Origin of the sequence: Nocardia sp. NPDC059195 (assembly GCF_042754695.1) — a bacterium.
GTDB lineage: Bacteria > Actinomycetota > Actinomycetes > Mycobacteriales > Mycobacteriaceae > Nocardia.
Window position 1 is genome coordinate 52,307 of the sequence record NZ_JBHZBG010000011.1, and the last position, 19,938, is coordinate 72,244.

Annotated in this window: 18 protein-coding genes; 6 read left to right on the forward strand and 12 right to left on the reverse strand. The window is 68.0% G+C overall.

The genetic code is table 11. The features are described 5' to 3' along the window. Positions 1 to 29: 29 nt before the first annotated feature. The 7 genes from ACFXKN_RS16285 to ACFXKN_RS16315 all read right to left on the reverse strand — a co-directional run bounded on the left by ACFXKN_RS16285 (position 30) and on the right by ACFXKN_RS16315 (position 7,620). The gene (locus ACFXKN_RS16285; RefSeq protein WP_378940433.1) at positions 30 to 2,582 is read right to left on the reverse strand and encodes an ABC transporter permease; all 2,553 of its coding nucleotides are present in this window, start codon (positions 2,580 to 2,582) and stop codon (positions 30 to 32) included. Positions 2,583 to 2,605: 23 nt separating this feature from the next. Next, a complete protein-coding gene (locus tag ACFXKN_RS16290; protein WP_378940434.1) occupies positions 2,606 to 3,382 on the reverse strand; it encodes an ABC transporter ATP-binding protein in 777 nt (258 codons plus the stop codon). A gap of 78 nt (positions 3,383 to 3,460) precedes the next feature. Then, positions 3,461 to 4,375, reverse strand: a complete 915-nt coding sequence (locus ACFXKN_RS16295) for a hydroxymethylglutaryl-CoA lyase (RefSeq protein WP_378940435.1) — start codon at positions 4,373 to 4,375, stop codon at positions 3,461 to 3,463. Beyond that, positions 4,372 to 4,542: a hypothetical protein gene (locus tag ACFXKN_RS16300; RefSeq protein WP_378940436.1), complete on the reverse strand. Its 171-nt coding sequence runs from the start codon at positions 4,540 to 4,542 to the stop codon at positions 4,372 to 4,374. The genes ACFXKN_RS16295 and ACFXKN_RS16300 overlap by 4 nt, the downstream gene beginning before the upstream one ends. Continuing rightward, the gene (locus ACFXKN_RS16305; protein ID WP_378940437.1) at positions 4,539 to 5,750 is read right to left on the reverse strand and encodes a CaiB/BaiF CoA transferase family protein; all 1,212 of its coding nucleotides are present in this window, start codon (positions 5,748 to 5,750) and stop codon (positions 4,539 to 4,541) included. Before ACFXKN_RS16305 ends, ACFXKN_RS16300 begins: the two co-directional genes overlap by 4 nt. A 68-nt stretch (positions 5,751 to 5,818) precedes the next feature. Then, positions 5,819 to 6,748: a TauD/TfdA dioxygenase family protein gene (locus ACFXKN_RS16310; protein WP_378940438.1), complete on the reverse strand. Its 930-nt coding sequence runs from the start codon at positions 6,746 to 6,748 to the stop codon at positions 5,819 to 5,821. 101 nt (positions 6,749 to 6,849) lie between these two features. Next, positions 6,850 to 7,620 carry a deoxyribonuclease IV gene (locus tag ACFXKN_RS16315; protein ID WP_379433293.1) on the reverse strand — a complete coding sequence of 257 codons (771 nt, stop codon included), beginning with the start codon at positions 7,618 to 7,620 and terminating at the stop codon, positions 6,850 to 6,852. Between the two features lie 118 nt (positions 7,621 to 7,738). On the opposite strand from ACFXKN_RS16315, the gene ACFXKN_RS16320 reads away from it, so the two are divergent. The 3 genes from ACFXKN_RS16320 (at position 7,739) to ACFXKN_RS16330 (ending at position 12,710) form a co-directional block, all read left to right on the forward strand. Then, the gene (locus tag ACFXKN_RS16320; protein ID WP_379433294.1) at positions 7,739 to 8,911 is read left to right on the forward strand and encodes a serine/threonine-protein kinase; all 1,173 of its coding nucleotides are present in this window, start codon (positions 7,739 to 7,741) and stop codon (positions 8,909 to 8,911) included. A gap of 137 nt (positions 8,912 to 9,048) precedes the next feature. Beyond that, positions 9,049 to 10,896 (forward strand): protein kinase, encoded by a 1,848-nt coding sequence (locus ACFXKN_RS16325; RefSeq protein ID WP_379433295.1) that lies wholly within the window; start codon positions 9,049 to 9,051, stop codon positions 10,894 to 10,896. Next, positions 10,872 to 12,710: a protein kinase gene (locus ACFXKN_RS16330; protein WP_378940442.1), complete on the forward strand. Its 1,839-nt coding sequence runs from the start codon at positions 10,872 to 10,874 to the stop codon at positions 12,708 to 12,710. The genes ACFXKN_RS16325 and ACFXKN_RS16330 overlap by 25 nt, the downstream gene beginning before the upstream one ends. On the opposite strand, the gene ACFXKN_RS16335 is transcribed toward ACFXKN_RS16330, so the two are convergent. Further along, on the reverse strand, positions 12,707 to 13,531 hold the full coding sequence (locus tag ACFXKN_RS16335; RefSeq protein ID WP_378940443.1) for a GNAT family N-acetyltransferase: 825 nt from the start codon (positions 13,529 to 13,531) through the stop codon (positions 12,707 to 12,709). The genes ACFXKN_RS16330 and ACFXKN_RS16335 overlap by 4 nt on opposite strands. Before the next feature lie 53 nt (positions 13,532 to 13,584). After that, the gene (locus ACFXKN_RS16340) at positions 13,585 to 13,863 is read right to left on the reverse strand and encodes a hypothetical protein (RefSeq protein WP_378940444.1); all 279 of its coding nucleotides are present in this window, start codon (positions 13,861 to 13,863) and stop codon (positions 13,585 to 13,587) included. Positions 13,864 to 14,121: 258 nt separating this feature from the next. On the opposite strand from ACFXKN_RS16340, the gene ACFXKN_RS16345 reads away from it, so the two are divergent. Next, positions 14,122 to 14,757, forward strand: coding sequence for a hypothetical protein (locus ACFXKN_RS16345; RefSeq protein ID WP_378940445.1), 636 nt, complete (start codon positions 14,122 to 14,124; stop codon positions 14,755 to 14,757). Positions 14,758 to 14,805: 48 nt separating this feature from the next. Here ACFXKN_RS16345 and ACFXKN_RS16350 read toward each other — a convergent pair whose 3' ends face one another. Both ACFXKN_RS16350 and ACFXKN_RS16355 read right to left on the reverse strand, forming a co-directional pair. Continuing rightward, positions 14,806 to 15,933 (reverse strand): acyl-CoA dehydrogenase family protein, encoded by a 1,128-nt coding sequence (locus tag ACFXKN_RS16350; protein ID WP_378940446.1) that lies wholly within the window; start codon positions 15,931 to 15,933, stop codon positions 14,806 to 14,808. A 9-nt stretch (positions 15,934 to 15,942) separates the two neighbouring features. Further along, positions 15,943 to 17,115, reverse strand: coding sequence for an acyl-CoA dehydrogenase family protein (locus tag ACFXKN_RS16355; protein ID WP_378940447.1), 1,173 nt, complete (start codon positions 17,113 to 17,115; stop codon positions 15,943 to 15,945). A gap of 199 nt (positions 17,116 to 17,314) precedes the next feature. Between ACFXKN_RS16355 and ACFXKN_RS16360 the strand changes: the two genes are divergently transcribed. Next, positions 17,315 to 18,115, forward strand: coding sequence for a hypothetical protein (locus tag ACFXKN_RS16360; protein WP_378940448.1), 801 nt, complete (start codon positions 17,315 to 17,317; stop codon positions 18,113 to 18,115). 131 nt (positions 18,116 to 18,246) lie between these two features. On the opposite strand, the gene ACFXKN_RS16365 is transcribed toward ACFXKN_RS16360, so the two are convergent. Further along, entirely contained in the window at positions 18,247 to 19,161 is a 915-nt protein-coding gene (locus ACFXKN_RS16365; protein WP_379433296.1) for an SMP-30/gluconolactonase/LRE family protein, read from the reverse strand. A gap of 161 nt (positions 19,162 to 19,322) precedes the next feature. Here ACFXKN_RS16365 and ACFXKN_RS16370 point away from each other — a divergent pair, with 161 nt between their 5' ends. Then, positions 19,323 to 19,928: an alpha/beta hydrolase gene (locus tag ACFXKN_RS16370; RefSeq protein ID WP_379433297.1), complete on the forward strand. Its 606-nt coding sequence runs from the start codon at positions 19,323 to 19,325 to the stop codon at positions 19,926 to 19,928. The last annotated feature ends 10 nt before the right edge of the window (positions 19,929 to 19,938 follow it).

Here is a 19,938-nt window from a genome sequence, read left to right on the forward strand (position 1 = left end):
GTCTTCAGCGGGAACCTGTCGCCTGACTGCTACAGATCGGCGATGGCAGCCAGCGGTGGGGTGCGGGCAGCCCGCACACCTGGCCACACCGCCGCCAGCACACCCACCACACCCGAGGCGACCAGCACGATCACCAACTGCGACCACGGAATGGTGATCTGGTCGATGCCCATATCGCGCAGGGTGCGCAGGAATCCGACACCGAGCGCGATGCCGAGCACCAGCCCGACGATCGCGCCGAAGATGGCGATCAGCATGGACTCCAGATAGATCGTGCGCCGCACCTGCGCACGCTGGGTGCCGACCGCGCGCAGCATGCCGATCTCGCGCCTGCGCTCCACCACCGACAGCGCCAGGGTGTTGATGATGCCGAGCACCGCGATCACCACGGCCAGGGCGAGCAGCCCGTAGAGGATGGCGAGCAGGGTGTTGATCTGCTTGCCCTGGGCGCCCTTGAACTGTTCGTGATCCTGCACCTGCACCACCACGAACGGTTCGGTGGCCTTCTCCAGATTCGCCCGCATCGCGGTCAGGTCGGCGCCCGGCGCGGCCTTGACCAGCACGAAGATGTTGGTGCGCAGGCTCTGCGGCATCAACTGCTCGTACACGCCCGGATCGACGACCATGGGACCGAGCAGCGGTGTGTTGGCGTAGATGCCGGCGACGGTGAGCTCGAACTGCTTGTTGTCGAGGCTGGTGATGGCGATCTTGTCGCCGGGCTTCCACCCACGGGCGGTCGCCTCGGTCTCATCGACGAGCGCGCCACCGGCGGGGATCGTGCTCGTGCCGCTGAGCATGTCGACATCCATCACCGGATCGATCGGACCATCCGGTGAGGTGGCGCCGATCTGATCGTCGCCGACCTTGAACGCGACGACCCGGATCCCGGTGACATCGCTGACCTCGGGTACCTCGGTGCGCACGGCGTCGACCGCACCGATCGGCGCGCCGATCATCTGCGGACCGGCGAGCACGTATTCGGCCTTCACACCCTTGTCGATCAGCACACCGACGCTGGTTTTCGCCGAAGCGCCGAGAATGCCGATCGCCGAGACCAGCATCAGGCCGAGCGTGAGCGCGAACGCGGTGGCCGCGGTGCGACGTGGGTTGCGCGTGGCGTTGTTGCGCGCCATCTGCCCGATCGGGCCGAACGGCCTGGTGAGCACCCCGAGCACGAGCACCATCGGCCGCGACAGCGCGGGCGCCGCCAGCAGCACCGCCAGAATCAATCCGAGCGCACCGACACCGACGGTCACCGCCGAGCCCTTACCGGTGCCCTGCGCACCGACGTAGACGAGCACACCACCGGCAACGGCCATGACCGCGCCGATCGCCGTGCGTACGTGCAAAGAGTCACCGGCACTGGCGAATTCGGAACGCATCGCCTCCACGGGCGGCACCTTCGCGGCCCGTCGAGCGGGGGCGTAGGCACTGGCAACGGTGACGATCAGGCCGACGAGCAGCGCGACGATCGCGGTCCGCGGCAGCACCGTCAGCGAACCGGTGGGCAGGCCGAGATCGAAAGCGTTGAGCAGCACCGACAACCCGTAGGCCAGGCCGATACCGGCGGCCAACCCCAGCGCGCTACCGATCAACCCGATCACGATGGCCTCACCGACCACCGACCGGCCGACCTGCTGACGGCTCGCCCCGATGGCGCGCAGCAACGCGAGTTCGCGCAGACGCTGGGCCACGATCATCGAGAAGGTGTTGTAGATGATGAACGTGCCGACGATCAGCGCGATCGCGCCGAAAGCGAGCAGGAAGTAGTTGATGAAGGTGAGGGCCTCGGAGATCTCCTTCTTCATGTCCTCGCGGACCTGGTCGGAGTTCTGCACCTTGTAGTTGGGCAGCCCGGCGGCGAGCTGGTCGCGCAGGTCATCGGCCGAGACTCCGGGCGCCGCGGCGATATCGACGTAGGCCACATGCGAGCCGTCGGTGAACAGCTTGCGGCCCTGTGGCTCGGTGAACATCACCGCGACCACACCGCCGCCCTCGGCACCGGGCATCTCGTAGATGCCAGACAGTGTCACCTCGAAGGGATCACCCTTGGAGGGAATCAGCACCTTCGTCTTGTCGCCGACCTTCAGCCCGGCCTTCTCGGCGCCACCGGTATTGAGGGCGATCTCGTTGGGCTGGGTGGGCGCGACACCCGCCACGAACTTGTTCGGCTCCTCGACGGACTTGTCCGGCGGCAGGTAGGACAGACCGAAACTCGGTGCGCCACCGGTCTGGACGGCCTTCTTACCGTCGGGCTCGAGCAGCACGACCGGTCCGTTCACGGCGGGAGCGACCCGCGCGACACCCTCGTGCTTGGCCAGCGCGTCGACGATATTCGTCGGCAGCCCCAGTGATTGGCGATCGGCGGGGCCGACGCGCACGTCCACACCCTGGGCCTGGCCTTCGAAGATGCCGTCGAAGGTGCGCTGCAACGTGTCGGTGAAAACGAACGATCCGGCGATGAAGGCGGTACCGAGCACCACCGACAGCAGGGTCAGTGCCAACCGCACCTTGTGCGCGGCGAGGTTACGCAAGGCAACCTTGCGCATCGGCCCGCCCGTCACCCGGCCACCACCCCTCATCGAATCGCTCCGCGATGCTGTGTTCATCGGGTTTCCAGCGCCTTCATCCGGTCGAGGATCGAATCCTGAGTCGGGGCACGCAGCTCATCGACGATGCGACCGTCGGCAAGGAACACGACGCGGTCGGAGTAAGCGGCCGCACGCGGGTCATGGGTGACGATCACGACGGTCTGGTGGAACTCGTCGACCGAGGCCCGCAGGATCGAGAGCACCTCGCCCGAGGAATGCGAGTCCAGGTTGCCGGTCGGTTCGTCGCCGAAGATGATCTCCGGCTTGCCCACCAGCGCACGCGCACACGCCACGCGCTGCTGCTGGCCACCGGACAGTTCGGACGGCCGGTGCTCGAGGCGGTCGCCGAGGCCGAGGCGCTTGACCACGGTGTCGAGCCACTCCTGGTCGGGCTTGCGGCCCGCGATATCGAGCGGGAGGGTGATGTTCTCCAGCGCGGTGAGCGTCGGGACCAGGTTGAACGCCTGGAAGACGAACCCGATCCGGTCGCGCCGCAGTGCGGTCATCTGCTTGTCGGACAGGCCGGTGAGCGGGGTGTCGCCGATGCGCACCTCGCCCGCGCTGGCGCTGTCGAGCCCGGCCAGGCAGTGCATCAACGTCGACTTGCCCGAGCCGGATGGACCCATGATCGCGGTGAACTCGCCTTTGGCGAAGTCAGCCGACACTCCGTCCAGGGCCTTGACCTGTGTATCTCCCGATCCGTACAGCTTGACCAGATCGAGCGCGGCGGCCGCGATATCGGCGGCGGCCGCCGCGTCGACGGCCTCGGTCCCCATGGCGTGCGAAGTCATGCTGTCCAGTCTGGCTGGCAGGAGTGAACCGCGCCATCCGGGATCCCCCCGATACCGCAGGTCTTACCGACCTCTCAGTTAGCGAACGACCCACTCGAACGCGTCAGCCTCGGAGCGCGCGCCTTCCAGCGCTCGGGAGCGGTTGGGTTCGCCCAGATCAGCGAGGAGCCCTTCGGTGAGCCCGACCAGATCAGCCAGCGAGGCCGGGGTGAACCAATCGGGTCGGGTGGCGAAGAGGATGTCCTCGGAGGCGGTGTTGCCGCTGGCACCAGGGGCGAACGGGCAGCCGCCGAGACCGCCCAGCGCGCCGTCGACCATGGTGGCGCCCGCGGCGACGGCCGCGAGGGTGTTGGCCACGCCCATGCCCCAGGTGTCATGACCGTGGAAGACGATGCGGCGCGGCGGGGTGGTGTCGCGGACGGCGGAGACCAGCGCGCTCACCTGACCCGGGTGGGCTTGGCCGAGCGTGTCGGCGAGGACGATGTCGGCGGCGCCGTCGGTGCGCGGGTCGTTCGCGATGGCCAGGACGCGCTCCGGATCGACGGGTCCGTCGAACGGGCAGGTGAAGGTGGTGGCCAGGCACAGCTGGATTTCGCCGCCCGCCGCATGGGCGAGGCGGATCGCGTCGGGCATCGCGGCCACCGAGGTCTCGGTGTCGCGGCCGATATTGGCCTTGTTGTGCGCGTCGGACACCGAGAAGCAGTACTGGAAATTGCGCGCACCGGCCGCGGCGGCCTTCTCGACGTGGCGCGGCGTGGCCACCCACACCCAGCATTTCGCCAGCTCATCAGGGGTGAGGGCCGCGATCAACTCGAGCGAATTGGCCATCGGCGCAACAAGGTCGGGCCGCGCCATCGAACCGATCTCGAGCGCGGGCACACCGGCGGCGAGCAGCCTGCGCACCACGTCGACCTTCCGCTCGACGGGCAGTACCTTGCCGGTGAGCTGCAGGCCGTCGCGCAGCGTCACGTCCCGCAACAGCGGTGCGGTCATCGCCGCTGCTCGGTTTCCTGCGCGGGCACACACATCACGCCACCGCACGGTTTGTCGCCCACGCTGGCCGGGGTGGGGTGGACCGTCGGACGCACATGACCCGGACCGCGCGGCTCCCACTTGTTGCGCACCGGCGGGCGGCGCCTGCCGTGTACTCGCCTCGTCACAGTGCCTCCAGCGCGTCGATCTGATCTTCACTCATCCCGAGCAACCCGCCGAGCACTTCCCTGGTGTGCTCGCCGAGATCGGGGCCGACATTGCGAATCGGCAGCGATGCGCCCCCGATCACCGGGACGATGCCACCGAAACCCACCTGTTTGGGTTCGGCCTCGCCCACGTCGACGGGGAACATCTGGATCATATTGCGTGCGCGGTACTGCTCGTCGGCCACGATGTCGGCGGCGGTATAGATCGGCCCGCACGGGATGGCGGCGTCGTCGAGCACTTTCAGCGCTTCCGCGCGCGTGCGCCCGATCGTCCATTCCGCGATCGAGGCGTCGAGGCGTTCGCGGTTGCGCCAGCGGCCGTTGTTGTCGGCGAGTTCCGGGTCGACGGCCAGGTCGGGGCGGCCGATGACCTGCATATACCGCTGGAAGATGGCGTCACCGTTGCCACCGATGATGATGGAGAAACCGTCGCTGGTCGGGTAGGCGTTCGACGGCGCGATGCCCTCCATCCGGCCGCCGACGCGCTCGCGGTTGATGCCATAGGCGAGGTGGTCGGGGATCAGCGATTCCATCACCGACAGGATCGACTCGTTGAGCGCGACATCGATGATCCGCTCCACCTGCGGCACCGGACCCGCGACCCGTTCGCGCTGGAACAACGCCATCACGGTCCCGAAGGCCGCGTAGATGCCCGCGATCGAATCACCGATCGATACCCCGGTACGCACCGGCGGCCGATCCGGATCGCCCACCAGCTCACGCAGCCCACCGACCGCCTCCGCGACCGCGGCGAATCCGGGCCGAGCGGCCATCGGCCCGGTCTGCCCATACGCCGAGATCCGCGTGATCACCAGCTTCGGGTTCGCTTCTTCGAGCACCTCGGGCCCGAGCCCCCACTTCTCGAGCATCCCCGGCCGGAAGTTCTCCAGCAGCACATCGCACTGCTTCACCAGATCGAGCACGATCGCGCGCCCCGCCTCGGTCCGCAGATCCAGCACGATCGACTTCTTGTTGCGATTGACAGTGCGATACAGCATCGAGGTATCGCCACCGTACAACCGCCAGTTGCGCAACTCGTCGCCCGTACCGGGCCGCTCCACCTTGATCACCTCGGCACCGAAATCGCCCAGAATACGTCCGGCAGTAGGAGCGGCAACATAGTTACCGAGTTCCAGGACGCGAACACCGTCCAACGGCCGAATACTCATGGCTGCAGTATCGCAGTGCGACCCCCGGTGACGCCGGGCACATGCGGGCCCGGCGGCGAACCGATAGTTCAGCTGGCGAGGAGTTCCACTTCCTCGATGATCGAATAGTCCTCGGCGTTGCCCTTCAGGACGGTGCTGGTCTGCCCGTCGACACCTACCGGGATATCACCGGCAAGCGTGATCCGGGTAAGCCGACGCGGCTGGTCGTTGTAGTCGTCGATCGCGTAGTGCTGAGTGGCACGGTTGTCCCAGATCGCGACATCGCCGTCGACCCAGTTCCAGCGCGTGGTGTTCTCCAGCTTGATGACCCGATCCTGCAGCAACCGGAACAGCTGCTCCGACTCCCGGGCCGGGATCCCGACGAACTGCTTCACGAAGTGGCCGAGCAGCAACGAGCGCTCGCCGGTCTCGGGGTGCACCCGCACGACAGGGTGTTCGGTCTCGTACACATCGGACTGGAATTCCGTCGAGTACTCGACCTGGCTCGGACGGACCTTGTCGCCGCCTGCCGCGTAGTCGTAGACGTTGGTGTGCACCGCGCGCAGGTTCTCGGCCAGCACCTTGAGCGGCGCGGGCAGCGAGTTGTAGGCCGCGACCGTCGACGCCCAGGTGGTCGAGCCGCCGTAGGTGGGCAGGTGCTCGGCCCGCAGGATCGATGCCTTCGGCACCCGGTCGACGAACGTCACATCGGTGTGCCAGGAGTTGGCGCGGCTGCGCTCGGAATCGATGGCCAAGCTCTTCACGCCGGCCGACTTCACCGTCGGATGCGGGGTGGTCGGTGTGCCGAGCAGCTCCGCGAACTCGTACTGGCCGTCCTCGGTGAGGTGGTTCTGGCCGCGGAAGAAGATCACCTTGTGCTCGTTGAGCGCACGACGGATCCTCGCTACGGTCGCCGCGTCCAGGTCACCACCCAGACGGACACCATCGAGCTGCGCGCCGATGTGAGCGCCGAGCTTGGTCACCGTCAGGGTGGTGTTGGTGGCAGTGTCGACCGTCATGGGGATCACCTTCAATTCGTTCTCGATCGGTTTGCTGGTATCAAGCACACCGCGAAAACGCCCCCGCAGACAGGTTTTATCTCGGGATGATCGGAAGGCGCTCAGCCAAGGCTCTCCCGCAGATAGGCCAGGTCGTCGGCCACACCGTCGACCGGAGTTTCCAGGATCACCGGTGCGCCCGCGGTGCGGCAGACCTCGGCGAGCAATTGCGGGTCGATGGTGCCGTCGGCGAAATTGGCGTGCCGGTCGGCGCCGGAATCGAATTCGTCGCGCGAGGAGTTCAGGTGCACCAGGTCGATCCGCCCGGTGATGGCCTTGATCCGCTCGACCACCCCGACCAATTCCTCACCGCCCGCCCACGCGTGGCAAGTGTCGAGACAGAATCCGGCACCGTAGTCACCGACCGCGTCCCACAATCGCGCGATCGAATCGAAGTGCCGCGCCATCGCGTGGTTGCCGCCCGCGGTGTTCTCGATCAGGATCGGCACCGCGAACCCGCCCTTGTCCTGCTGACGTTCGAACAGCTTGCGCCAGTTGTCGATTCCGGTATCGAGCTCGGCATCGGAGCGCACATGTCCCCCGTGCACGACCAGCCCGAACGCACCGAGCTCGGCCGCCGCCTTCGCCTGCTGCGCCACCGCGTTGCGCGAGGGCATCCGCAACCGGTTGTTCAGGCTCGCCACATTGATCTGATAGGACGAGTGCACGACAACATCGATCGGACTGGCCGCAATCTCGGCGGCCTTGGGATGCGGCTGGGGTTTGTCCCAGCTCTGCGGATCGACCACGAACATCTGGACAACCTCGGCACCGAGCTTCTCTCCGAAGCCGATCGGATCGCTCTCGTCGCGAACGTGTGCTCCAATGCGCATAGATCCCACCCTAATATCTGGCACCGACAACTTCGGCCGATGTTGCACCGTGGTGGCTTCGGGAGATACATCGGTAGAATTTCGGGCGGGTGCTCTGCCCTGGAGGGGGTGACTTCGCGTGTTGCGCAAAGGCGACGTGTTCGCCGGGTACACGATCCGGCGCGTGCTCGGCCAGGGTGGCATGGGCGTGGTCTATCTGGCCCGGCACCCGCGTCTGCCCCGGCTGACCGCGCTGAAACTGCTCAGCCGCGAGCTGTCCGTCGACGAGGAGATCCGCCTGCGCTTCGAACGCGAAGCCGATCTGGTCGCCCAGCTCGAGCACCCCAATATCGTCAATGTCTACGACCGCGGCACCGATGACGATCAGCTGTGGATCTCCATGCAGTTCGTGGCGGGCACCGATGTCGCGACCGCCGACGTGAACGTGCTGACGCCGGGCCGGGCGGTGCAGATCGTCGCCGAAACCGCCACCGCACTGGACTTCGCGCACGCGAGCGGCGTGCTGCACCGCGACGTGAAACCGGCGAACATCCTGCTCGCCAAGCCACCGATCGGGCGCCCGGAACGCGTGGTGCTCACCGACTTCGGCATCGCGGCGGTGCGCGACAGCGAGACCACACTGGCCTCGGCGGGCACGATCACCGCCACCCTGGCCTACGCCGCGCCCGAGCACTTGGCAGGCGCACCGCTGGATCATCGCGCCGATCAGTATTCGCTGGCCTGCACGCTGTTCTGGATGCTGACGGGCTCGGTGCCGTTCCCCGGACCGAGTCCGGGCGCGGTGATCCAGGCGCACCTGAGCAAGCCCATTCCCCCGCTGCGCAGCCTGCGCCCGGACCTGCCAGCGACTCTCGACGCGGTGCTGGCCAGAGCCACCGCCAAGCGGGTCGAGTCGCGTTTCGCCAGCTGTGCCGAGTTCGCCCAGGCGGCCAAAGCCGCGCTGTTCGCGGTGCCGGGGCCGTGGCATCACCAGCAGCAGTACACCGCGGCGGGCGTGGTCCTGCGCGCTCGCGACCCGTACCCGCAGGCACCGGGATATCCCCGGCCGCACACCCCGGCGCAGCCTTACCGCAACGCACCACCGCCGACCACCCCCGCGCAGCCGCACCCGCACGCGCACACCCCGCCGACTACTCCCGCGCAGCCGCATCCGCATGCGCCGCGGCCGTCGACGGGCGGTCCGGCGGTGCCACCGCGGCGCGGGACCGCTCGCCCCGGCACCATCGATTTGCCTGGTGGCCGTAACCATCCCGGCTATATCGTGCCGCCCCAGCAGCGGCGTCCGCCGTGATCGTGGCAGTCTTCGGCGTCGTCGCCGACTGATAAGGTTTCGTTGATTTTCCCGCGGCGGGCAACCTCGGCCGCGGCTTTTATGCTGTACGCGCGTGCGCTGGTGGGTCCCGGCGCGCGGCGGGAAGTGGAGCAGACATGCTGGCCAACGGAGATGTCTTCGCCGGCTACGTCATCGAACGGCAGCTCGGTCGTGGTGGCATGGGTTCGGTCTATCTAGCCAAGCATCCTCGCCTACCGCGGATGACGGCGCTGAAGTTGCTCAATCGCGAGATGTTCTTCGATGCCGAGGTGCGGGCGCGGTTCGAGCGGGAGGCCGATCTTGTTTCGCGCCTTGATCATCCGAACATCGTCACCGTCTACGACCGCGGCCACGACGACGAACAGCTGTGGATCTCCATGCAGTTCATCGACGGCGTCGACGCGGCATCGGTGGATCCGCAGACGCTGCCACCCGCCCGCGCGCTGCAGATCGTGAAGGAAACCGCCGACGCGCTGGACTACGCGCACGGCATGGGCGTGCTGCACCGCGACGTGAAACCGGCCAATATCCTGCTCGCCCGCTCGGGCGCGGGCCGTGGCGAGCGGGTCTACCTCACCGACTTCGGCATCGCCCGATTGCGCGATGACACCGGCCATCTCACCCAGACCGGCACCTTCACCGCGACGCTCGCCTACGCCTCGCCCGAACAGCTCACCGGCGCCGCACTGGACCACCGTTCCGACCAGTATTCCCTTGCCTGCACACTGTTCTGGCTGTTCACCGGTTCGGGACCGTTCGCGGCGACCAATCCGGCCGCGGTCATCCAGGGTCATCTCCAGCAACCGCCGCCGTCGTTGAGCAGTGTGCGGCCCGGACTCTCCTATGCGCTGGACGGCGCGCTCGCCAAGGCGATGGCCAAGCGGCCCGATGACCGGTTCGATTCCTGTTCGGACTTCGCCGAGGCCGCGATCGAGGCGTTGAACAGTCCGAGCGCGCCCGCTCTGCCGATTGTCGGTTCGCGACCGGGCACCGGTGGGGCGCTGCCGATCGCCGGGCGACCCACGACCGGCGGTGCGATTCCACAGACCGGTCTGCCGTATCCCGTTGCCACACAGGGTCCGATGACCGGCGGGCCGATGGCGCACGGTCCGATGACCGGCGGCCAGATGGGCACCGCCCAGGGCCCCATGACCGGCGGGCCGATGGGCACCGCCCACGGGCCGACGACCGGCGGCCAGATGGGCACCGCCCATGGCCCCATGACCGGCGGGCCGATGGGCACGCAGCGGCCGATGAACCAGTCTCCGGTCGGCGCTTCGCAGAATCCCTACACCCCGCAGTACCAGTCCGCGCCGCGGCCACCGGCCAGCGGGTTCACCCAGTATCCGCCGGGACAGCGACCGCCGTCGAAGTCGAACACCGGGCTGATCATCGGCATCGTCATCGCGGTGGTCCTGGTGATCGTGCTGCTGATCGGCATCGGCATCGCGGCCAGCGGTGACGACACGGGCGGCGGCGACCGCACCACGACAACGTCAGCGAGCCCACGCATCACCCCGAACGCCGCGGCCATCAGCGCCGAATTCGGCCGGATCGTGCCGGCCACGGTCGACGATTCCACCGGGTACAACGGCGCCACCTGCTGGGAGACCGACAGCAGCGATCCGCCCTCGCCCGCGGAAGGCGAACCCGATTTCGGTGCCTGGGTGCATCTGTGGAGTTGCTTCGGCGGCGGCGACAGCGACGACCCGTTCTACCGGATCTACGCCTTCAACTCGGCCGCCGACGCCAAGTCGGTGCTCGACGGCCTGCCGACCAACACCAAGTCCACCGACAGCAACGGCGGCAAGCAGTACACCAACTACAAGTACACCGATAACGGGAACAAGATCATCACGCAGTTCACCGGCGACCCCGACCGCGCCCAGTTCCTGATGTACACCGACGGCTACGGCACGGCCGACGAGGTGCTGCGCTGGTGGCGCTCGGCACCGCTGAACTGATGTCGGTGCAGGACGAGGGCGGCGTTTTCGCCGGATATACGATCGAACGGCTGCTCGGTCGTGGTGGCATGGGGTCGGTGTACCTGGCGCGCCATCCGCGGCTGCCACGACGCACCGCGATGAAGCTGCTGAATCGAGAGCTGTTCTTCGACAACGAGATCAGGGCCAGGTTCGAACGCGAGGCCGATCTCGTGGCGCAGCTCGAGCACCCGAATATCGTCACCGTGTACGACCGGGGTGTCGAGAACGATCAGCTGTGGATCTCGATGCGCTACATCGACGGTGCCGACGCGTCGTCGCTGGTTTCGCCCGTTGACCCGGCACGCGCGGTCCGCATCGTCGCCGAAACCGCGGCGGCACTGGACTTCGCGCACAGCCGAGGGGTACTGCACCGCGACGTGAAACCCGCCAACATCCTGATCGAACCGGTCGACGGCACCGAACGCGTCTATCTCACCGATTTCGGCATCGCCCGCCTGCACGACGACAGCGCGGCCAAGCTCACCCAGACCGGCACCTTCACGGCCACACTGGCTTTCGCCTCCCCCGAGCAGCTCTCCGGCATCACCCTCGACGGCCGCGCCGACCAGTACTCCCTGGCCTGCACGCTTTTCCGGCTCCTCACCGGAACCACCCCCTTCGATGCCACCAACCCTGTCGCGGTGATCCAGGGCCACCTCCAGCAACCCCCGCCCCGAGCGAGCACACTGCAATCGGGCATCACTCCCGCGCTGGACGCGGTCCTCGCCCGTGCCATGGCCAAGCGCCCCGAAGAACGCTTCGCCACCTGCGCCGAATTCGCCGCCGCAGCCATGCGGGCATTGGCCGGTCACCCTGTCCCGCAGCAGATTCACGGCTCGGCGCCGACCAGAACCTACCCGCCGAACTCGCCCTTCACCCCGGGCGCCGGTTACCCCGTTGCCGGACACACCGACCCGAATACACCGGGCGGACAGACGCCATGGCCAGGCACAACCGGTCCCGATCAGCCGTGGGCGGCAGGCGGCCAACCTGGGTACGGCCCGCAGTGGGGCGCGAACGGCGCGCCGAGCTCTGGTCAGCAGTGGCCTGCCGGAGTGAGCGGTCGATCGTGGCCCGCACAGCCGAGTCCTTCATGGCCGGGCGGGTCGTCTCCGCACCATGCGAGCGCGCCGAATGCCCTCGCACAGCGTCCCCGCGACGCCGGGCGTTCCAGGGAGACGGGCGCGCGCCCCTCGGTCGCCGAGGAGTATCTCGGCAAGAAACGGAACTCACGCTGGGAGGGGTCGCCGATCAGCTGGCTGGCGATCATCGCCGCTGTGGTGTTCCTCGGCTGGATTCTCGTGAAGGCGTTCGGCGATGACGGCGACGCAGGCGCCTCGGGTCGGCCGGGTCTCGAAACCTCCGAGGTCGCACCGCCGTCCGCGAACGCGACGACCTCCGCACCCCAGCGCCTGACGTCGACGACGCGTCCGACCACCGACCGGCAGATCGTCGGCGCCAACGCGGCACAACTCAGCGACGAGTTCCCCCGCATGCTGCCGCACACCTCGGCTAGCAACCTCGTCCATGCCGGTTCAGGTCTGGGCAACGCGGGCTGCTTCGCCTACGACCGCGCGACCGCCAGCCGCGATTCCGACGATGCCGATATGGGCGACTGGTCGGTCATGTGGCATTGCTTCGGCGGCGGCAACAAGGCCATCTACGAGTTCTTCCTCTACCCCTCCGCGGGCCTGGCCGCCCAAGCGATCTCGGGCCTGCCCGCCAATGACGTGCGCTCCGCATTCGCTCCGGCCGTGGGCGGTTGCGGCCCGCTGCGCGTCTGTGCTTGCTAGGAATTCAGTGCGTAATGCACGAAGTCGCGCACCGGCTCGAAGCCGATTCGTTGGTAGATCTTGTTCGAGGTCGGATTGGCCAGGTCGGTGAACAGGCAGGCGTCGGCACCCTCCGCGCGAATCCGGCCGGCGACCGTGGCCGTGAGCGCGCTCGCGAACCCGTTGCCCCGGAACCGCGGTGGGGTGTAGACCGGGCCGGTCCTGGCCCAGCCGAGGACTGCCGCCTGCCGGGCGACCAGTGTGACGGGCTGACCGTGGTGCTCCCACAACCAGTAGGCCCCGGCCTCGATGCGCCTGCGCACCGCCGTCTCGTCGAGTCGATGCGGCACATCGGCTTCCACACCGAACTCCTCGGTCATCGCGATGCAGACGGCCATATCGTCGACGGTGGCCTGTCGTGGTGCGCCAGGGGCGTCGGGCACATCCAGGGTGCCGAGGCGGAACAGGCGGACAGCGAACTTCTCGCCGTAGGTACCGCCGTTGGTCTTCGACCAGTGCGCCGCGAAGGCAGCGGCGTCGTCGTCGCCCTCGACGCTGCGCAGCGCGATGTCATGCGCCGGGAACGCATCGGCGACGGCCGAAATGGTGTGTGCGGGCAACTCACCGAGGTAGGCGGCGCCGTTCGTGCATTGTGCTAGACCGACGACTTCACCCGCGCTGTCACGGACGCTCAGGAATTGGGTCGCCATCCCGCCGGACCTGCCGTTGATCCGGTTCACCAGCGCAGTCGCAATGACTGTGTGGCGCAGCGGCTCACGACGAAGGAAGGGCTCCACATCAGCCAGGAACCGGGCGGCGTCAGGAGTGATTTCGATGCGCACCGCATCGACGGTAAGCCGTCACACCCGCGGTCGCATTCCAATTATGAGCTGTCTCAGCTTGTTTCGCGCGCGTCCCGATCGGTGCGCAGCTTCAATAGGATGAGACCAGCCGTGCAGGCCAGGATCAGCCCGGCGACGGCGATCTCCACGTGCAGGCCCGCGATACCGAGGCCGGCGCCGACGAGTCCGCCGACGAAGAACAACCAGCCCATGATCCGCGCGACAACCGCGAAGGTGCGGTTACCGGGCGGTGTCGACGACAGGTGCCCGACGGTGGCCGAATCAGTGTTCGCCGCCGCGGTTTCCAGCCGGGGTGTCGAGAGTGCTCCCATGAGATTCTCCTCGATGACGCCGATCAGATACTTGCATCGCGCAAACCTCGCGCGTCAGGGGTTTCGGTCCGGGCGTCTCATGCGTAACTTTGCTCACACACGCTACGACTCGGTGACGCCGAACGTGCGCGACACGTCCCCACGACACGCCGAATTGATCAATCCGATATCTGGACCACTAGCGTTTAAAATGCGCTCTTTGACCGGACCTGAACTACTGTGAGGCGATCTCGAAGCCGACGAGGAGTATGCAGGCGCATGGATAACAGCAGGGCCAAGTTGGTAGGTCCGGCAGTCGCTGTGGGCGCGGTGTCGCTCGGACTGATCATTATCGGTGCGTGCGGTGTCGGACAGCAGGATGTCTACGTGCCCGCGCCGCCGTTGAGCGCGGACCTGGCAGCCGCACCCGCGCGGGTGGCCGACGAGCCCACCTCGACGACGGTGCACATCCCGATCCCGCCCTCGCCCACTTGGCGGATCGCGCCGTACATGTCGCCGCGTAAACCGTTCAGCCTCAGCTCCACCGAGACCTCACCGTCGGAGCCGCCGCCCGAGGGCGAACCCGCCCCCGAGTCCAGCCCGGCCGAGGCGACAACGGAATTCCGGGCGCCCGAGGCCGCGCTGCGTCCGCCGGAGACCACCGAAGACGAGCCGACGACGACCACCCGGCCGCAGCTCCCCACCCGGCCGAACCCGACCCGCACCGTCACCCCGCCCAGCGTCGGCGACGACGAAGCGGCCGAGGACTATCCGCCCACCCACGCCTTCGACCGCGCGACCCCGACCCCGACCTCGGTCGTCCCGGCCGACACCGGCGCCACTCCGACCCCGGCGACGACCACCGGGACCGCGACGACCACCGAAACCCCGGCCCCCACGACCGCCGAGGGCTGACACAACGATGGTGCGCACCCGAACAGGGCGCGCACCACCATCGACAAGCTACAGCTCGACCAGGTCGTACTCGCCGATCCGATCGGCCAGCTCGCGCCGATGTTCCAGTGCCCCACCGAGGGTCTGCCCGATCGCGGTCAACCGGGCGACGTAGTGGCTCACCGGATACTCCGCGGTGACGCCGATGCCACCGTGCATCTGGATCGCCTCCTGGCCGATGTGCTCGGCGGACTTGCCCACCTGCAACCGCGCCCGTGACGCGACCACCGGATCGTTGCCGCCGTCGGCCAGCGCCGCCGTCGCGTACAGGCTCATGCTGCGGGCCAGTTCCAGCGAGACGTAGCAGTCCGCCGCCCGCTGGGTGAGCACCTGGAACTTAGACAGCGTGACCCCGAACTGCTTGCGGGTCTTGAGGTATTCGGTGGTCAGCGTGAGCGCGACCTCCATCGCCCCGACCGACTCCGCGCACAGTGCCGCCTGCGCGTAGCCCTGGGTCAGCGCGATCTGTTCGGCCGCGTCGACGTTGTCGCCGAGCAATTCGCCGGTCGCGTTGTCGAAGTCGAACTGCGCGGCGCGGCGACCGTCGAACGTGCGGTACGAACGTCGTTGCACCCCATCCTGATTCGGGTCGACCAGGAAAAGTCCGGTCCCGCCGCCCGGCAGTAGCGCACTGACGATCAATTCGTCGGCGACATCACCGCGCAGCACCGGATTCTTCACCCCGGTCAGCGCGTACCCGTCGCCCGTGGCCACCGCGGCGGTGGCGAGCTCGGTCGACGGCCACCGAATGCCGGGCTCGGTGTGGGCGAAGGCGAGCAGGGTGGTGCCCTCGGCCAGCGCGGGCAACAGCCGTTGCCGCTGCTCGGCGCTGCCTGCCAGCCGCAGCAATTCGGCCGGGATCACCACCGAGTCGAGCACCGGCTCCGGGGCCAGCGCGCGACCGAGCTCCTCCTGCACCAGCATCGCCTCGACCGGACCCGCGCCGACGCCACCGTCCTCCTCGGGGATGGTCAGCCCGAGCACGCCGAGGTCGGCGAGCTGCTTCCACACCGTGCGGTTCCAGCCGGGGTCGGTGTCGCCGACCTTGGCCAGCGCCTCGCCGTCGTAGAACCGGTGCAGCAGTTCGCGCACGGTGTCACGCAGCATCGTCTGTTCGTCGGTCAGTGCGAGTTCCATGTCAGTGCCTCACAATCCGAGGATCGTGGAGGAAATGATCGAGCGCTGTACCTCGCTCGAGCCTCCGTAGATGGTCACCTTGCGGTAGTTCAGGTAGCCGGGGCCGGTGTGCTGGGCCCACGCGGGCGAGGCGATGCTGTCGGCGCCCACCGGCAACGCGTCGGCGCCCGCGATGTCGAGCAGCAGTTCGGTGGCGGCCTGCTGCAAGTCCGTGCCTTTGAGCTTCAGCACCGAGGACGCCGGATTCGGCTTGCCCTCAACCGAGTTGGACACCACCCGCAGCTGGGTCAGTTCCAGGGCGAGCAGCTCGTTCTCCAGCTCGGCCACCCGCGCCGCGAACACCGGGTCGTCGAGCAGCGTGCCCCGCCCGGTCCTGGTCGCGCGGGCATATTCCTTCGCGAGGCCGAGCTTGACCTTGGTCTTGCCGACGCCGGTGATGGAGGTGCGCTCGTTGCCGAGCAGGTACTTGGCGTAGGTCCAGCCCTGGTTCTCCTCGCCGACGAGCTGATCGGCGGGCACCCGGACGTTCTCGAAGAACACCTCGTTGACCTCATAGCTGCCGTCGATCAGTTTGATCGGCCGCATGGTGACACCGGGCGATTTCACATCGAAGAGCAGGAAGGAGATACCCGCCTGCTTCTTCGGCGCGTTCGGGTCGGTGCGCACGAGGCAGAAGATCCAGTCGGCGTACTGGCCGAGCGTGGTCCAGATCTTCTGGCCGTTCACGATGTAGGAGTCGCCGTCGCGCACCGCTGTGGTGCGCAGCGAAGCCAGGTCGGAGCCCGCGTCGGGCTCGGAAAAGCCTTGGCACCACCAGATGTCGAGCGCGGCGGTGGGCGGCAGGAAGCGCTGCTTGAGTTCCTCGGAACCGAACTGCGCGATCACCGGGCCGACCATCGAGGCATTGAACGTGAGTGGCTCCGGCACCGAGGCCAGCTGCATCTCGTCGAGCCAGAGGTGGCGCTGCATCGGCGTCCAGTCCTTGCCGCCCCAGGCGACCGGCCAGTTCGGCACGCACAAGCCGTTGTCGTTGAGGATCTTGTTCGCGGTGACGATGTCCTCGCGGGACAGATCCTCGCCGTGCTTCACCCGGTCACGGATGGCGGCCGGGATCTCGGTCGCGTAGAAATGCCGGAGCTCGTCGCGGAAAGCGACCTCTTCAGGGGACAGGGCTAACTTCATACGGGTCTCCCAGTCACTCGTAGCCGTCGAAGAGAAACTTACCCTTCGGTAATCCCCGGTGTCGACTACATCACACTCCGATGACGGCCCCAGCGGCGCTCGCCACGCGGTCGGCGGCTCGGCGACCCGTGCGACGACCTGGTACCTTGCCAGACGAACCGGACTATCCGGGGTACGAGCATCCACCGAGGAGTTACGGGTGAACGGCAGATCCATCGCAGGTAGAGCAGCGGCGGTCACCGCGGCGAGCATCAGCGCGCTGGCACTGCTGGCCCCGAGCGCGGCCGCGACGCCCACCGACGACGCGATCAGCCACCTCACCCACCTCGCGGGCGACGACGCCACGACGAAGGCCGGTGTCGGTGCGATCGCGAGCTTCACCAGCATCGTCGGCGACGATGCCCTGCGCGACATCTCGACGCAGTTCACCCCCTTCACCTACGCGGCCCCCACCTTCGGCTGCGGCAGCAACGGCCCGATCACCACGATCATCGCCGCGGCGACGTTCGAAGGACCGGGCCCGCGCACCGAGATGAGCCTGACACCGGGCGACATCCGCTTCAGCGCGAGCCCGCGCCACACCGGTGTTCCGCTGGCATCGGGCCTCAGTGTCGCCTGGGTCAACGTCAACAACGGTCAGAGCGGCATCATCGGCCTCGACGACCAGACCGAATTCAACCTGCCGTCACTGTCGAAGACGGTGCACAGCGGTGCGGGCACGGTGGTCGCCTCGATGTGGGGAACCATCGACTACGCGGGCGCTCGCTGCGTGATGACCCCGACCGTCGGCACGTTCGTCGTGCCCGATCTGCCGGTCGCGCTGCCCGAAGCCCCCGCGGCTCCGCCCGCTCCCGAACCTCGGGCCGTCAGCCCGGGCTCGGGCGAATCCTCCTCGGGCACCCCGACTTCGCAGGCTCCCGCCGCCCCGGCACCCGCTCCGGCCGAAACAACCCAGCCCGCTCCCCCGGCCCCGCCGGCAGCGGCCAACGTCGGCGGCTGAGCCGACTCACCGGGCGATCCACCCAGTCGACGCGGACGAATTCAGCGATCGAACAGCGGTGCGCCAGATCGGCGGGTCACCCCGACGGCTGTGTCAGCCGGTCGGGCAGAACAGCCGCGTCGACGGATGAATCAGCTGATCGGGCGGATTCGCAGAACGGTGCCTTCCTCGGAACCGGCGAGCAACGCGGAGGGATCGGCAGGGTCGGCGACAACCGCGGTCAGCGGTTGGGTGGCGACAACCGTGCAGGCGGTGCCGGTGGTCGGGTCGACCCGGACGAGGTGGCCGGCCAGCGTCGTGACGTAGAGGGCGCCGTCGCGGACGACCAGGTCGTCGACGAAATCGGGCAGCGTGCCGAACGAGGTCAGGTCGGCGACGGTGCTCGCCTCACCCGGATTGGAGCGTGACAGTCGCAGCACGCGACCGACGGGGCCGCCGCTACCGGCGAAGTTCGCGGTGACGTAGACCGAATCACCCGACACCACAACACCATTGGGCCCGTCGACACTGACGGCCGACCACCAGTCCATGTCCTCGCTGCCGTCGCGGCGCAAGCGGTGCAGGCCGTTGCCGGTGGTCACATACAAGTTGCCGTCGGCGTCGAACGCGGCACCGTTGGGCTGCGGGAACCCGGTCGCGAACGCGACGGGATTCGGCCGCGCTGCCGCCGGGTCGAAGCGGACGATGCCGCCCGAACCGGCCAGCGGCGAGTTGCCGGTGACCACGTACAGCAGTCCGTCGGGACCGAGCCGGACCGCACCGGGCGATGGCACGGCGACGGTGGCGGTGAGTCGCCCGTCGCGGTCGTAGCGCTGCACCTCGCCGCGCATGACCCGCGAAACCCACAGGTCACCCTGGGCGTCGATGCCGAAGTTCTCCGACCAGTCCAGCAGCGGCACACTCGACCTGATCGCGACGTCTTGGCGTGCCTGCCCGCACGACGACTGCGGCGCGGCGCCCGCGATGGCACCGGTACCGAGCGAGGCGCTGCTCACGACAGCCGCACCGACCACAGCACGGACGACGCAACGGCGGAACGACAACATCTGACACCCTCGACTCTGTTGACCCAGTTCGACGCGCGAAGTCTAACGGCTGCGGGCCCACCGTGTGCAGCCCACGTCACCTGCGGTTCCGGTCACGGAGCGACACGTACTGACGCTGTCCCCCATGACAATTGAGTCGGTACAGCGGCGATAATCGACACGTGCCCTATTTCGACAGCGCGCGTGGACGACTCCACTGCCGGTGTTGGTCCATCGACCAGCCCGCGGCGAGGCTGGCGCTGCTACCCGGGACCGGTCAGCACAGCGGGCACTACCACCGCTTCGCCGCGGCGTTGCGTCCCGCCCGGATCGAGCTGTGGACCCTGGACACCTCGGGGCAGGGACTGAGCGAGGGCGATCCCGACGCGCCGGGCACCATCGACGAGCTGACCGCCGACGCACGGGAATTTCTAGCGCTCGTCCGCGCCGATCATCCGGACGCACCGGTGTTGATGGGCCACTCCCTCGGCGCGGTGACCGCTGTGAACCTTGCGCGCGAAAACCGTCCTGAGCTGGCCGGACTGGTCGTGTGCGGCACCCCGCGTCGTGTCGCCGACATCGCACCCGATCCCCGCCTTCCGGTGCTCGCGGTGCACGGCGTGGACGACCGGCGGGCACCCATCGATGTAATCCGGCTATGGACAGCACGGCACCGATCGGTAGATTTGCGCGAGTACGCCGACGCCGGACACGACCTGTTGCACGAACCGGTGCAGCACCGGGTGGCGGCCGATATCGCGGAGTGGGTACTCACCGCGGTGCGATGAACGACGAAGG

Coding starts and splice junctions, on each gene's coding strand:
- ACFXKN_RS16355 (WP_378940447.1), bottom strand. CDS start 17,115: ATGAAGTTAGCCCTGTCCCCTGAAGAGGTCGCTTTCCGCGACGAGCTC.
- ACFXKN_RS16325 (WP_379433295.1), top strand. CDS start 9,049: ATGCTGGCCAACGGAGATGTCTTCGCCGGCTACGTCATCGAACGGCAG.
- ACFXKN_RS16290 (WP_378940434.1), bottom strand. CDS start 3,382: ATGACTTCGCACGCCATGGGGACCGAGGCCGTCGACGCGGCGGCCGCC.
- ACFXKN_RS16295 (WP_378940435.1), bottom strand. CDS start 4,375: ATGACCGCACCGCTGTTGCGGGACGTGACGCTGCGCGACGGCCTGCAG.
- ACFXKN_RS16310 (WP_378940438.1), bottom strand. CDS start 6,748: ATGACGGTCGACACTGCCACCAACACCACCCTGACGGTGACCAAGCTC.
- ACFXKN_RS16315 (WP_379433293.1), bottom strand. CDS start 7,620: ATGCGCATTGGAGCACACGTTCGCGACGAGAGCGATCCGATCGGCTTC.
- ACFXKN_RS16305 (WP_378940437.1), bottom strand. CDS start 5,750: ATGAGTATTCGGCCGTTGGACGGTGTTCGCGTCCTGGAACTCGGTAAC.
- ACFXKN_RS16345 (WP_378940445.1), top strand. CDS start 14,122: ATGGATAACAGCAGGGCCAAGTTGGTAGGTCCGGCAGTCGCTGTGGGC.
- ACFXKN_RS16340 (WP_378940444.1), bottom strand. CDS start 13,863: ATGGGAGCACTCTCGACACCCCGGCTGGAAACCGCGGCGGCGAACACT.
- ACFXKN_RS16365 (WP_379433296.1), bottom strand. CDS start 19,161: ATGTTGTCGTTCCGCCGTTGCGTCGTCCGTGCTGTGGTCGGTGCGGCT.
- ACFXKN_RS16350 (WP_378940446.1), bottom strand. CDS start 15,933: ATGGAACTCGCACTGACCGACGAACAGACGATGCTGCGTGACACCGTG.
- ACFXKN_RS16285 (WP_378940433.1), bottom strand. CDS start 2,582: ATGAGGGGTGGTGGCCGGGTGACGGGCGGGCCGATGCGCAAGGTTGCC.